Annotated in this window: 12 protein-coding genes; 4 read left to right on the forward strand and 8 right to left on the reverse strand. The window is 43.1% G+C overall.

Annotated features, from left to right (window positions below; genetic code table 11):
* Window positions 1-190: 190 nt before the first annotated feature.
* From BN1875_RS09435 to BN1875_RS09445, 3 genes are read right to left on the reverse strand one after another with little or no spacing between them, the layout of a single operon-like run.
* Window positions 191-1,312 (reverse strand): PIN/TRAM domain-containing protein, encoded by a 1,122-nt coding sequence (locus tag BN1875_RS09435; protein WP_048604600.1) that lies wholly within the window; start codon window positions 1,310-1,312, stop codon window positions 191-193.
* A gap of 58 nt (window positions 1,313-1,370) precedes the next feature.
* Window positions 1,371-2,741 (reverse strand): DNA repair protein RadA, encoded by a 1,371-nt coding sequence (radA, locus tag BN1875_RS09440; RefSeq protein ID WP_048604601.1) that lies wholly within the window; start codon window positions 2,739-2,741, stop codon window positions 1,371-1,373.
* A 23-nt stretch (window positions 2,742-2,764) separates the two neighbouring features.
* Window positions 2,765-3,280, reverse strand: coding sequence for a dCTP deaminase/dUTPase family protein (locus BN1875_RS09445; protein ID WP_048604602.1), 516 nt, complete (start codon window positions 3,278-3,280; stop codon window positions 2,765-2,767).
* 548 nt (window positions 3,281-3,828) lie between these two features.
* On the opposite strand from BN1875_RS09445, the gene proB reads away from it, so the two are divergent.
* Both proB and BN1875_RS09455 read left to right on the forward strand, forming a co-directional pair.
* Window positions 3,829-4,629: a glutamate 5-kinase gene (proB, locus tag BN1875_RS09450; protein ID WP_048604603.1), complete on the forward strand. Its 801-nt coding sequence runs from the start codon at window positions 3,829-3,831 to the stop codon at window positions 4,627-4,629.
* A 2-nt stretch (window positions 4,630-4,631) separates the two neighbouring features.
* A complete protein-coding gene (locus BN1875_RS09455) occupies window positions 4,632-5,879 on the forward strand; it encodes a glutamate-5-semialdehyde dehydrogenase (protein WP_048604604.1) in 1,248 nt (415 codons plus the stop codon).
* 49 nt (window positions 5,880-5,928) lie between these two features.
* On the opposite strand, the gene BN1875_RS09460 is transcribed toward BN1875_RS09455, so the two are convergent.
* Window positions 5,929-6,354: a GNAT family N-acetyltransferase gene (locus BN1875_RS09460; RefSeq protein WP_048604605.1), complete on the reverse strand. Its 426-nt coding sequence runs from the start codon at window positions 6,352-6,354 to the stop codon at window positions 5,929-5,931.
* Between the two features lie 131 nt (window positions 6,355-6,485).
* On the opposite strand from BN1875_RS09460, the gene BN1875_RS09465 reads away from it, so the two are divergent.
* Entirely contained in the window at window positions 6,486-6,680 is a 195-nt protein-coding gene (locus tag BN1875_RS09465) for a hypothetical protein (protein ID WP_048604606.1), read from the forward strand.
* Between the two features lie 67 nt (window positions 6,681-6,747).
* Here BN1875_RS09465 and BN1875_RS09470 read toward each other — a convergent pair whose 3' ends face one another.
* Complete coding sequence (locus BN1875_RS09470; protein WP_048604607.1) at window positions 6,748-7,566, reverse strand: ZIP family metal transporter; 819 nt, start codon at window positions 7,564-7,566, stop codon at window positions 6,748-6,750.
* A 330-nt stretch (window positions 7,567-7,896) separates the two neighbouring features.
* Here BN1875_RS09470 and BN1875_RS09475 point away from each other — a divergent pair, with 330 nt between their 5' ends.
* Window positions 7,897-9,519: an ABC-F family ATP-binding cassette domain-containing protein gene (locus BN1875_RS09475; protein WP_048604608.1), complete on the forward strand. Its 1,623-nt coding sequence runs from the start codon at window positions 7,897-7,899 to the stop codon at window positions 9,517-9,519.
* 55 nt (window positions 9,520-9,574) lie between these two features.
* Here BN1875_RS09475 and BN1875_RS09480 read toward each other — a convergent pair whose 3' ends face one another.
* The 3 genes from BN1875_RS09480 to dnaB form a co-directional block, all read right to left on the reverse strand.
* Window positions 9,575-10,444, reverse strand: a complete 870-nt coding sequence (locus tag BN1875_RS09480; protein ID WP_048604609.1) for a DegV family protein — start codon at window positions 10,442-10,444, stop codon at window positions 9,575-9,577.
* 214 nt (window positions 10,445-10,658) lie between these two features.
* A complete protein-coding gene (locus tag BN1875_RS09485; protein ID WP_048604610.1) occupies window positions 10,659-11,951 on the reverse strand; it encodes an adenylosuccinate synthase in 1,293 nt (430 codons plus the stop codon).
* A 212-nt stretch (window positions 11,952-12,163) separates the two neighbouring features.
* A complete protein-coding gene (gene dnaB / locus BN1875_RS09490; RefSeq protein WP_048604611.1) occupies window positions 12,164-13,525 on the reverse strand; it encodes a replicative DNA helicase in 1,362 nt (453 codons plus the stop codon).
* Between the last annotated feature and the right edge of the window lie 48 nt (window positions 13,526-13,573).

The raw sequence follows: 13,573 nt of genomic DNA on the forward strand, positions 1-13,573 counted from the left end.
ACTGCCGACACTAATTTCCAATAACAATCCTTCAAACTGACTGCTCAGAATCTATTGTACAGCAATCCGCATTTCAGGCGATTTTTTAACCGTCAGAAAATACAATCTTCAGCTAGAATTGTACAATCAATAAGCCAATTAGTAAAGCCAACCGACCAGCAAAACTAGAACAACCGGCAAAACGACTGGATCAGCCGTTTGCCTCTTTTTTATTATCAATCCCCCGACCAGAATGGGCCGGTTTTGCAAAAATCATGCGACCAGCAGCCGTTTGCAAGGCGCTGGTGACGATTACTTTGATTCGTTCATTCATATAGTGCTGTCCGTCTTCCACCACGACCATCGTGCCGTCATCCAGATAAGCGACGCCTTGTTGGCGCTCTGTTCCGGCTTTGACTACCAGAACTTCCATTGCTTCCCCAGGAATAACCACTGGTTTGACTGCATTAGCCAATTCATTGATGTTCAGGACCGGCACATTTTGAAACTCAGAAACTTTATTTAAGTTGTAGTCGTTTGTGACGACCACCCCATCCAATAATTTTGCCAGCTTGATCAGCTTACTGTCAACTTCATTGATTTCTTCAAAATCTCCATCGTACATTTCAACGGAAATCCCATCTTCTTTTTGCAACGCATTTAAAATATCCAGCCCTCGGCGCCCGCGAACCCGTTTCAAGCTGTCACCAGAATCTGCAATATATTGCAGTTCGTACAAAACAAAATTGGGGATCAAGATCGTTCCTTCTAAAAAGCCGGTTTTGGCGATGTCGTAGATACGCCCGTCGATGATGACGCTGGTGTCTAAAATCTTATACCGTCGAAAAGAATCTTCCGCTTTACGTTCCAGTACTTGTTCGCTGCCTTCGCTTTTTTTGTTGCGCGGAGCAAAAATTTTCTTCCATTCATCAATGCGGGTCGTTCCGATTCGAAAACCCAAATAGCCGAACAATATCATCAGGATAATCGGTACTACACTGTTGATAAAGGGAATTTGAATATTATAAAGCGCCATGGAGATGATTACACTGATCGTCAGACCGATGATTGCTCCGGCCGCTCCGAAAAGTAAATAAGTCAAACTCAGCTCGCTTAACTTTTCCTCGATTTTTTTGATTCCGGCTGAAACATATTTTGCCAACACTAAAGAAAATAAAAAGAAAATAAGTGCGCCTAACAAACTGTTGGTAAATGGATTGTTCAGCCATTGATTACTTGCCTGATCGATTGCCTGCCAAGCCAATGGAAACAAAGAGATTCCTAAGCTTGCTCCGGCAACGACCATTAAAATTACAATGACACGTTTCTGCATGGTCATTCCTCCTATTTTTGAAAAGGAACACGTAAAATCGTCTTCCTTTTCTTTTTTATCAACGAAAAACTTTCTTCAAGGTCTCCGATAATGTAGTGACTCCGACAACTTCGATTCCCTTTGGCGGCTGCCAGCCCACCAGATTATTTTTCGGTAAATACACTTTGGTAAAGCCTAGTTTTTGTACTTCTTTGACCCGCTGTTCGATGGCATTCACGCGGCGGATTTCACCGGTCAGACCGATTTCACCAATGAAGCATTCGGTGGGACTGGTCCCTTTTTCCTTGTAACTGGAGGCAATACTGACGGCAATGGCTAAATCAATCGCCGGTTCATTCAGTTTGACTCCGCCGGCAGCTTTCAAATACGCATCCTGATTTTGCAGCAGCAAACCGGCACGTTTTTCCAATACTGCCATAATCAGGGAGACCCGATTAAAATCCAATCCGGTGGTGGTGCGCTTGGCATTGCCGAACATCGTCGGCGTGACTAACGCTTGAATCTCCACCAGAATCGGGCGGCTGCCTTCCATTGCTACCACGATTGCTGATCCCGTCGCCCCTTCCAATCGTTCTTCCAGAAAGACTTGGGAGGGATTTGCCACTTCTCGCAGACCATTTTCCTGCATTTCGAAAATACCAATCTCATTAGTGGACCCAAAACGGTTTTTGACCGCTCGCAAAATTCGGAAACTGTGGTGCTTTTCTCCTTCAAAATACAAAACCGTATCCACCATATGCTCTAACATTCGCGGTCCAGCAATTGACCCTTCTTTGGTCACATGACCAACAATAAAAATCGCGATGCCGTTGGTCTTGGCGATTTTCAGCAGTTCTGCTGTTGTTTCCCGTACCTGACTGACACTGCCCGCCACACTGGTGATATCCGGTTGGGTCATGGTTTGGATAGAGTCAATGATGACATAATCTGGACGAATATTTTCAATAGCTCGACTGATGTCGTGCATATCTGTTTCTGCGTACAAATAAAATTCGGTATCAATTGAACCTAACCGTTGCGCCCGCATTTTGATTTGTTCTGCGCTTTCTTCTCCCGATACATAAAGCACCTTGCCGCCGATCTCTGCTAATTGCTGTGATACTTGTAGCAGCAACGTTGATTTTCCGATACCGGGATCACCGCCAATCAAAATCAGTGAGCCGGGAACCACACCGCCTCCCAATACGCGATTTAGTTCCGCTAATTTTGTTTCCACCCGTGGTTCTCGTTTCGGTACGACATCTGCGATTTTGGTGGGTTGCATTTTTTGTCCGGTGATCGTTGTCCGTACCCGGCGATCTGTCGTATCCTGAGTGATTTCTTCCACCATGGAATTCCAGCTGCCGCAATTGGGGCATTTTCCTAAATATTTTGGGGAAACATAGCCGCAATTTTGACAAACAAACTGGACTTTCGCTTTTTTTGCCATTTTCAGCCTCCCGCTTTGTTCAGTTATTTATCGGATGAACCAAAGCCGCCTTGGCGCTGCGTCGTCGTTTCATCTTGGTCTGCTTTTAGAAAAGGTAGAAAGATTCCTTGCCCGATTCGTTCCCCTTTTTTGATGGTCACATCCGTCAAACCAAAATTAAGAAATTGGAACATGATGTGTCCTTCGTTGTCTGGATTATTATAATAATCGCTATCAATGACTCCCACGCCATTTGCTAAAAGCAAAAAACGCTTCAAGGGATTGCTGGAACGATTGGCAAGTTGCAAAAATTCGTCTTCTCCCATATATGCTTTGATCCCTGTGGGTACTAACACGGGTTTGATTTTTTTCTGAAGATTTTCCCGATCCCCCAGCAACAGTTTAGCAGCATCCATAACTCCTGATTTCCAAATGCTGGGAATCACTGTTTCTGCGGCAGCTTCAAAGTCATAGCCCGCTGCGTGATGCGTTGCCCGTTTAGGCAAAGTGATCTCCGTCTCTTGATAGGTGGTAAGTATTTCAAAGCCTCGTTTTTTCATGGGTTCCTCCTAAAATTTCCTAGTGTAATTTTAACACAATTCACCACTGATTATGGGATTTATGCCAATTATTCTGTAAATTTACATAATTTCTTCACGAATGCCGGGAAAAGAAAAAATCCCCGTAAAAAACCACGATAGCAGGCAAGTCGACAATCTGAAAGTAACTACGCAGATCCTATTGGAAAAATTTTGAGAGATTTTTACATGATGAGAAAGGTGGGAGGTTCATCACTTGTCAAGTTGCAGAAATAGGGGAAATATGTTGGACTAGACAAGCAATAAGAAGTGCTTAAAGTACAGCCAAAGGACCGCTAAGGTGCGAGACTAGCGGTCTTTAGTTACGTTCTATTGGATAGATTAACGGGCAGACTTGCTATTCTTGGCAATTTTTCGATCAAACCATTTGCAAAAATAATGTGCGGTTATTTTTGCCAAAAATCCCTCGATTTTACTACCTTTTTTTTAACATGACAATAAAGATGAAAAAAAAGGCAAAAGCTAGTACAATAGTAAAAACAATACAGCTATCAGTTTGAGGTGGAAAGATGCGGGAATTTTTAAAAGAAGCACGGCGAATCGTAGTTAAAATCGGAACCAGTTCATTGATTTATCCAAATGGGAATATCAATTTGTCGGGGATCGACCAACTGGCGTTTGTTTTGGCCGATTTGAAAAATCAAGGAAAAGAAATTATTTTGGTTTCTTCTGGTGCCATTGGAGTCGGCATGAACAAATTACATATTGGGACACGACCGGCAGCCATTCCCGAACAGCAAGCCGTAGCCGCCGTCGGACAGGTAGAACTGATGAATATCTACACTCAGCGTTTTGCCAGTTACAGCCAACAAACCGCACAAGTTTTGCTGACTCGCGATATCGTCGAATATCCTGAAAGCCGCAAAAATGTGATTAATACACTCGAGCAACTGCTTTACATGGGTGTGATTCCGATTATTAATGAAAATGATACTGTGTCGATTGATGAAATGGATCACTTGACCAAATTTGGCGACAACGATCAGCTTTCTGCCATCGTTGCGCAAATTCTAAAAGCCGATTTGCTAATCATGCTTTCAGATATCGACGGTTTTTATTCAGACAATCCCAGCAAAAACGCTGCTGCTAAACTGTACCCTCGCATTTCTTCCATCAATGAGACCTTGATGGATCAAGCGGGGGGCAAAGGCAGCCAATTTGGAACCGGTGGTATGCACAGCAAATTAAAAGCCGCCCAACGAATTTTAGAAAATCATCAAGCTATGATTTTAGCCAACGGCAAGCAACCCGCGATTATTTTTGATCTTTTAGCCGGCAAAGAACTCGGTACTTTATTCAAGGAGGAATAGGAATGACGCAATTAGCAGTTTTAGGCGCCCAAGCCAAAGAAAGTGCCTATCAATTAAGTTTGATGGATACTCCAAAGAAAAATCAGCTCTTGTTGCAAATGGCAGCTGATTTAGAAGCCAATACAAAAAAAATCCTAGCTGCCAACGCCAAAGATTTAGCCGTTGCCGATCAAAATGGTATCAAAGAAACGATGAAAGACCGACTGCGTTTAACAGATGAACGCATCGCCGCAATGGCAGAAGGCATCCGACAAGTAGCCCAGTTGCCCGATCCTATTGGTGAAGTCAACAAAATGTGGAAAAATGTCGACGGTTTGATGATCGGACAACAAAAAGTTCCTCTTGGGGTAATCGGTATTATCTATGAATCCCGACCAAACGTCACGACTGATGCTGCCTCTCTTTGTTTTAAAACCGGCAACGCCGTAATTTTACGTGGAGGAAAAGAAGCGTTCCATTCCAATCAGGTTCTGGTGGAGATTTTGCAGGAAAGCCTGGCTGCCCAAAAAGAGAATCCTTATGCCATCCAATTTGTCGACGACACTTCCCATAAGGTCGCCAACGAAATGATGGGCTTGACGGATTACTTGGATGTGTTGATCCCCCGCGGTGGCGCAGGGCTGATCCGTCGAGTCAAAGAAACGGCTACTGTTCCGGTTATTGAAACAGGCACCGGCAACAATCATGTGTATATTGACAAAGATGCCCAACTAGCTATGGCGATCGATATTATCGTCAACGCCAAAACCCAGCGACCATCTGTCTGCAATGCCGCTGAAACCTTGTTGATTCATCAAGCGGTTGCCGCCGAATTTTTACCACAAATCGAAGCGGCTTTAACAGAAAAACAAGTTGAACTACGGGCTGACGAAAAAGCCCTGGCTTATTTAAAACAAGCCGTTCCCGCAACAGAAGCCGACTGGGAAACCGAATTTTTGGATTACATTCTCGCAGTGAAAGTTGTTGATTCCGTGGAGGAAGCAATCGCACATATCAATAAATACAACACGAAGCACTCCGAAGCGATTATCACCGAGAACTACTCTGCTTCCCAAAAATTTCTGAAAGAAGTCGATGCTGCGGCTGTCTATGTCAATGCCTCCACCCGCTTTACGGATGGGTTCGTCTTTGGCTTTGGCGCTGAGATCGGCATCTCCACCCAAAAACTCCACGCCCGTGGTCCTATGGGGCTGGAAGCTCTAACCTCCACAAAATACATTATTTATGGCGAAGGACAAGTTAGAAAATAGGAAAAAGACCAGAAAGTTTGGCTAGTGTAGCCAACTTTCCGGTCTTTTTTTAAAACTCTTTTTCCAAACTTTGGCAAGGAACGCCGTCTTCTAAATACACCTCGCCGTAAGGCACATACCCCAACTTTTGATAGAAAGGCAAAGCTGTTAAATCAGCATGAATACTTGCTTTTTTTAATCCTTGGGACAACGCATAGACTTCTAGCGCCTCAATAATTTGGCTGCCTAAATGCTGTTTGCGGTATTCCGGCAAGGTCGCAATCCGGGTCAGCCGAGCAGTTGTTCCTTCCTGCAAAAAACGACCGGTTGCGGCTGGTTTGTTTTCGTCATACAAAACCGCATAGATTGTTTCATCTAAATCATGGGCATCAAATTCTTCTTCCAGTGGAATTTTTTGTTCCAACACGAACACCTGCAGCCTTATGTAACAACTAGCCGCCCTCTGCCAACGCTGATTGCCTACAACTAACTTCATTTTTTCAGCCCTTTCTTTTTTTCTTATCATACCAAAGTCTGACAAATCGGGAAACCAGAATACTTCCCTAGACCGATGGCAGTCTTCGCTTTTTTTGTTATTCTTAAAAAAAAGGAAATGAGGAGAATACTATGAGTAATCAATCCACGCTTTATAAAGTTTTAGCATTCGTCGGCTTTTTAGTCGTTGCCAGTTTTTTATTAAAAATCGTTTTAGGTCTTGCCGGTTCTCTTATTTGGCTAGTCTTCAAAATTGGGATTCCTGTGGCAATCGTCTACTTCATTCTTCGCTGGTTGAGTAATCGCAACACGTCTCGCCGGTATTAAAAATTGAGATTCTTCCCCGAAATAAAAAAATCAGTCGATAGAACATCGACTGATTTTTTTGTTTTCCCTACCCTAACGCTACATCCAAAATCATCATCACCATAAAGCCCAGCATCGTGCCAAAGACTGCAAAATGGCGTTTGCTCGAAGTGGTTTGCTGTGCTTCTGGAATCAGCTCTTCCACGACGACATAAATCATTGCACCGGCTGCAAAAGCCAAAGCATAAGGCAGAATCGGTGTCATTTTGGTCACCAAGATTGCACCGATAACGCCGGCAATCGGCTCAACGATTCCGGAAGCCTGACCGTACATAAAGGATTTTCGACGGCTTAAGCCTTCTTGCCGCAAAGGAATCGAGACAGCAGCGCCTTCTGGGAAGTTTTGGATACCGATACCTAATGCCACCGAAATCGCCGCTAAAACGGCGGTTTGCGGATTAGGGGCGTTTACCGCCGCACCAAAGGCCACACCAACTGCCAACCCTTCCGGAATATTGTGCAACGTAATTGAAAATACCAATAACACCGTTCGTTTTAAATGACTGGGCAGTCCTTCTCTTTCTTTGTTCGGACCAAAGTGCATATGGGGCAACGTTTTATCCGCCACATACAAAAATAATCCCCCAGCACCAAAACCGATACTGACCACCAGCCAAGGAATATCCCCATTCTCAGCCGCACGACTGATCGCCGGATCTAATAAGGACCAAAAACTTGCTGCAATCATGATTCCTGAAGCAAAACCCAACATCATGTTCAATACATCCCGCTTGATGGTTTTAAAGAAAAAAACCAATCCCGCGCCTAAAGCTGTCATAAAATAGGTAAATCCTGTCCCCACCAAGGCTTGCTGCCATGGTGCCAAACTCAAAATCCAATCGATCATTACTCACCCTCCAAAACTATTCTTCTCCTTTATCATAGTTTGGCAGACCACTTTTTGACAATGATTCCGCCTTCAAAATAGCACAATCGCCTACTATCGCTATGATAATTTTCTATTTTTATGGTAAGCCTAATAAATTTATTTGTCAAACAAAATTTTTAATGGTTTGATATTTATTTTTCTGCTCTTTTTCTCTGGACCTTTTGAAAAAACAGGATCTGGTGATTTCTTCAGAAAATGTGAATTTACTTAAAGTTTGTTGAAACTTCCCATTTTCCCCGCTATAATGCTATAAGACTTGACAATAATAAGAAAAAGTGAGGATACCCATTGATTACAGTAAGTGACGTAAGTTTACAGTTTTCTGATCGTAAACTTTTTGATGATGTGAACATTAAATTTATCCCTGGCAACTGCTACGGCTTGATTGGTGCAAACGGCGCCGGAAAATCGACCTTTTTAAAAGTACTATCTGGCGAAATCCAACCTTCTACCGGAAATGTTACAATTGGTCCGGACGAACGAATGGCAGTTTTAAAGCAAAATCATTTTGACTTTGAAGATTATTCCGTAATCGAGACCGTTATTATGGGACACAAACGGCTTTATGACGTGATGAAAGAAAAAGATGCCATCTACATGAAAGAAGAATTTACAGACGAAGACGGTATCAAGGCAGCGGAATTAGAAGGTGAGTTTGCGGAATTGAACGGCTGGGAAGCGGAACCGGAAGCTGCAGTTATGCTGCAAGGATTAAACATTCCGGAAGAGCTTCATCATTTGCAAATGAGTGAATTGACTGCGGGACAAAAAGTGAAAGTATTGTTGGCACAGGCACTGTTTGGCAAGCCGGATGTTTTGCTACTGGATGAACCTACCAATGGATTGGATATCCAATCCATCAATTGGCTGGAAGACTTTTTGATTGATTTTGAAAATACCGTGATCGTGGTTTCCCATGACCGCCATTTTCTAAACAAAGTTTGTACCCACATGGCTGACCTTGATTTCAGTAAAATCAAATTATATGTCGGCAATTATGATTTCTGGTTGGAATCCAGTCAGTTAGCAACAAAACTGCAATCCCAACAAAATGCGAAAAAAGAAGAACAAATCAAAGAATTGCAAGACTTTATCGCTCGCTTCAGTGCGAATGCGTCGAAATCAAAACAAGCGACCTCACGGAAAAAAATGCTGGAAAAAATCACATTGGACGACATCCAGCCTTCTTCCCGCCGCTATCCTTTTGTCGGCTTCAAACCGGAACGGGAAATCGGTAATGATTTACTGCAAGTAGAAAATGTCAGTGTCACAATTGACGGCAAGAAAATTTTAGATAATATTTCCTTTACCCTGAACAAAGAAGACAAAGTGGCCTTCGTGGCAGACAACGATATCGTGACCACCACCTTGTTTAAGGTTATCATGGGGGAATTGACGCCGGATACCGGCAGCGTTCGCTGGGGGGTTACTACTAGCCAAGCCTACCTGCCTAAAGATACCAGCAAGGAGTTCGCCAACGAAATGACGATTCTGGATTGGTTGCGGCAATATGCAGCGAAGGAAGAAGACGACAATACGTTCCTACGCAGCTTCTTAGGACGGATGCTCTTTTCCGGTGAAGATGTCTTGAAACCAGTCAATGTCCTTTCCGGTGGAGAAAAAGTCCGTTGTATGTTGTCAAAAATCATGCTTTCAAAAGCTAATGTGCTGGTTTTAGATGATCCGACCAATCACTTGGATTTGGAATCCATCACTGCGCTGAATGACGGTTTGATGGCCTTTACCGGCTCACTGCTTTTCGCTTCCCATGACCACCAATTCATCCAAACCTTGGCAAATCGCGTGATCGCCGTTTCCAATAAAGGTGTGGTTGACCGGATGGATACTACCTATGATGAATTTTTGGAAAGTAAAGACGTACAGGATCGCGTTGCCGCACTTTATGCGTGATTTTCAATAGAGCAAAACACCGTTTGATTTTCGTAATGAAAATCAAACGGTGTTTTTAATCCACTCGTGTTTCACCAAAGGAAAAGACAGCGATACAGCCGTAGCCAGTATGACTGGCGATGGTTGGTCCCATCGGCAGCAGCTTCAATTCTTTGATGGTTATTTTTTGTTTTAGCAGATCTGCCACTTTTTCAGCACTTGGGCGATCTCCAGAATAGGCGATATAAATGATTTGATCTTCTTTAGAAGCGATGCGATTGATGGTTTCGTCCGCCACTTTCTGCAAGGATTTGTTCCTTCCCCGCACTTTGTCCACGTTTTTTAAATGCCCCGTAGCATCCACATGAATGATCGGTTTGACATTCAATAACCCGCCGACTGCCGCTGCGGTTTTTGAGATACGTCCGCCTCGTTCCAAATGTTTCAAATCATCCACGGTTACCCATGATTGCAGGTTCATTTTGTTTTTTTCGACCCATTGCGCTACTTCTTCCAAAGTTTTGCCTTGAGCTTGGCGTTTTTGTGCTTCCATGACCAGCAGTCCCTCACCGGCACAAGCCGCCAATGTGTCAACGACAGTAATCTGTACTTCCGGGTAGTCTTCTTTCAGCAAAGCGACTGCTTGCAAGGCGCTATTATAAGAACCGCTCATTCCAGAAGAAAATGCCAAATACAAAATCGGTGTTTGTTGTTCCACATAAGGACGGAAAAATTCCACGTAGCGACCGACATTGATCTGTGTTGTCGTTGCTTGGTGATTGGCTTTTATTTTTTCAAGAAATTGTTCGTAATCAAAGGTCTTACCAAGATCGTCTACATATTCTTGTCCATCCATTTCAATCAGCATGGGAATATAAGCAACCCCGACTTCTTCCAACTGTTGAAAAGGAATGTCGCAGCATGAGTCAGTAATGATTTGGTACATAACGATGCCTCCTATTTTGGTGATCCATTTTCCTTTTAGAAAATTTAGTTTGATTTTCGCATTTGTCTCTCCTTCACGAAACCTTCTCGGTGAAGTTGTATCCACTTAAATCTATTCCCATTTTATCATAGAATAGCAATAAAAAAACAAAAAGAGTCGCTGACACCGTTTTTTTTACGGAATCAGCATCTCTTTTTGATCGATTTATTGCTGCTTAGATTTGTGCCCAGACACTTTCCAAAATATTGGTTTGAGTACGGTCGGGTCCAACAGAGAAAGTCGAGATGCGTACACCGACTAATTCGGACACCCGTCGTACATAATTACGGGCATTTTCTGGCAATTCACTTAGTGTTTTACAGCTGGTGATATCTTCACTCCAGCCAGGAAGTTCTTCGTAGACTGGTTTGCACCGTTTCAATTCCTTCAAACTTGCTGGGTAATGATAAATTAATTCCCCGTCAAGTTCATAAGCCGTACAAATTTTAACAGTTTCTAATCCGCTCAGGACATCAATCGAATTCAATGACAGATTAGTGATCCCGGAAACTCGTTTTGAATGGCGCATTACCACGGAATCAAACCAGCCGACACGACGGGGACGTCCTGTTGTTGTCCCGTATTCGCGGCCGACTTCCCGAATGCGTTCGCCGGTTTCATCAAATAATTCAGTCGGAAATGGACCATCCCCCACTCGTGATGTGTAGGCTTTGCAGACGCCAACAACTTTATTGATTTTTGATGGACCAACGCCGCTGCCGATGGTTACCCCGCCGGCTACCGGATTGGAGGAGGTCACAAATGGATAGGTTCCTTGATCGATATCCAGCATTACCCCTTGCGCGCCTTCAAATAACACCCGTTTACCTGCATCAAGAGCATCATTTAAAATAACTGAAGTATCGGTGACATATTTTTTGATTTGTTGACCATATTCATAATATTCTTCAAAAATTTCTTCAAAAGTGATTGGTTCTGAATCAAACATTTTCACGAATTGACGATTTTTTTCTTCCAAATTGATCCGTAACCGTTCTTCAAAAATTTCTTTATCTAATAAATCGGCAATCCGAATCCCCACACGAGCGGCTTTATCCATATACGCAGGTCCGATCCCTTTGATGGTGGTACCGATTTTATTGTCGCCCTTCGCATCTTCTTGTAATTGATCCAATTTGATATGGTAAGGCAAGATAACATGCGCCCGATCAGAAATCCGCAGATTGTCGGTTTGCACCTTGTGTTCTTTCAAATAGTTCAATTCGGTCACGAGGGATTTCGGATTAACCACAACACCGTTTCCGATTACGCTGATTTTATCTTTGTAAAATATCCCGGACGGAATCAAATGCAATTTATAGGTCACACCGTCGAATTTGATGGTATGTCCGGCATTGTCTCCTCCTTGGTAACGAGCGATCACTTCTGCATTTTCACTTAAAAAGTCTGTGATTTTTCCTTTGCCTTCGTCGCCCCATTGTGTTCCTACTACAACTACTGATGACATTCGAACACCTCATTCTTTCTTCTTGATCCTGAATTATTGTATCAATAATCCTCCCCTAAGGCAACTAATAATCGAATATTCATTTTAATTTTATTAATTAATCTAGTAAAACACGAACATTATTTTAGATTGAGTCAAAAAAACCTTTTTTTCATGAATAATCAAAAAAATTGCAGAAAAAAAGCAGAAGGCCGCAACCTTCTGCTTTTAGCTCAAAATTCTTCTCTTGGTGACAAGGAGGAGAATTTGTTGTACTCCTTGATAAATAACAATTCTACCGTCCCCCGTGCCCCGCTCCGGTTTTTTTCAATAATGACTTCAACGATATTGTCGTTGTGGGCTTCTTCAGGGGCGTCCTCTTCCCCGTCTCGTTGGTAGTAATCCTCCCGATACAAAAAGGCAACGATATCCGCATCCTGCTCGATTGATCCGGATTCACGGATATCACTCAACACGGGGCGTTTGTCCTGCCGTTGCTCCACACCCCGTGAAAGCTGGGACAAGGCGATGACAGGTACTTTTAATTCTTTGGCTAATTTTTTTAGTTGCCGGGAAATCTCGGAAACTTCTTGTTGGCGGTTTTCCCGACCCGTTCCTTCAATCAACTGCAAATAATCGATTAAAATCAGTCCAAGATTTTTCTTTTCTTGGGCTAATCGGCGACAACGGGCACGAATCTCTGAGATTTTGATTCCGGGAGTATCATCGATATAAATATTGGCCTTGGATAAACTTCCCATGGCAATAATCAAATTACGCCATTCTTCTTCCGTCAATTGTCCAGTACGCAAATGGCTGGCTTCAATCGATCCTTCCGCACAAAGCATCCGCCGTACCAAGGACTCTGCCCCCATTTCCAAACTAAAAATAGCCACGGAACGATCGGTTTTTGTACCGATATTTTGCGCAATATTCAAAGCAAAAGCTGTTTTTCCGACAGCTGGTCGGGCAGCAAGGATAATCAATTCTTCTTCCTGCAATCCTGCTGTCATTTTATCTAATGCTGGGTAGCCGGTGGGTAGTCCCGTGATTTCTTCATTATTTTGTGCCAACTGATCGATGTTTTCGATGGCTTGTGTTAGTACATCTGCAATCATTTGGAACCCATTGCTGTTGCGGCGCTCGGAAACCTCTAAAATCCGTTTCTCTGCATTTTCAACGATAGCGGAAATATCACCGCTTTGTTCAAATCCTTCTGTAACGATTTGATTGGCTGCTTGGATCAGATTACGCAAAAGTGCCTTGTCGCTGACAATTTTCGCATAAAAGCCGATACTGCCGGCGTAAGGCGTTGTCTGGCTCAACTCCACCAAATAACTGACACCACCGATATCCTCCAGCGCATTGCTTTTTTCGACTTCCGCCTTTAATGTCACTACATCGATCGCTTCATTGCGGTCGCTTAAATTGATCATTCCTTGAAAAATGATTTGATGCCGTCTTTGATAGAAGTCTTTGGCTTCAACGACTTCCATCGCATTGATCAATTCATCTGGTTCAAGAAAAATTGCTCCCAAGACAGCTTGTTCTGCTTCAATGTCTTGCGGCGGCATCCGATCTTGCCATTCTACCATTGTGTTCTCCTTATTCGTTTTAAAGTATTAAATTTTCTTTACAGAAAA

This window comes from Enterococcus massiliensis, from assembly GCF_001050095.1.
Lineage (GTDB): Bacteria > Bacillota > Bacilli > Lactobacillales > Enterococcaceae > Enterococcus_C > Enterococcus_C songbeiensis.

Excerpts from the sequence above, each read along its gene's own strand:
- BN1875_RS09435 (WP_048604600.1), bottom strand. The coding sequence starts at position 1,312 with ATGCAGAAACGTGTCATTGTAATTTTAATGGTCGTTGCCGGAGCAAGC.
- radA (WP_048604601.1), bottom strand. The coding sequence starts at position 2,741 with ATGGCAAAAAAAGCGAAAGTCCAGTTTGTTTGTCAAAATTGCGGCTAT.
- BN1875_RS09445 (WP_048604602.1), bottom strand. The coding sequence starts at position 3,280 with ATGAAAAAACGAGGCTTTGAAATACTTACCACCTATCAAGAGACGGAG.
- proB (WP_048604603.1), top strand. The coding sequence starts at position 3,829 with ATGCGGGAATTTTTAAAAGAAGCACGGCGAATCGTAGTTAAAATCGGA.
- BN1875_RS09455 (WP_048604604.1), top strand. The coding sequence starts at position 4,632 with ATGACGCAATTAGCAGTTTTAGGCGCCCAAGCCAAAGAAAGTGCCTAT.
- BN1875_RS09460 (WP_048604605.1), bottom strand. The coding sequence starts at position 6,354 with ATGAAGTTAGTTGTAGGCAATCAGCGTTGGCAGAGGGCGGCTAGTTGT.
- BN1875_RS09465 (WP_048604606.1), top strand. The coding sequence starts at position 6,486 with ATGAGTAATCAATCCACGCTTTATAAAGTTTTAGCATTCGTCGGCTTT.
- BN1875_RS09470 (WP_048604607.1), bottom strand. The coding sequence starts at position 7,566 with ATGATCGATTGGATTTTGAGTTTGGCACCATGGCAGCAAGCCTTGGTG.
- BN1875_RS09480 (WP_048604609.1), bottom strand. The coding sequence starts at position 10,444 with ATGTACCAAATCATTACTGACTCATGCTGCGACATTCCTTTTCAACAG.
- BN1875_RS09485 (WP_048604610.1), bottom strand. The coding sequence starts at position 11,951 with ATGTCATCAGTAGTTGTAGTAGGAACACAATGGGGCGACGAAGGCAAA.
- dnaB (WP_048604611.1), bottom strand. The coding sequence starts at position 13,525 with ATGGTAGAATGGCAAGATCGGATGCCGCCGCAAGACATTGAAGCAGAA.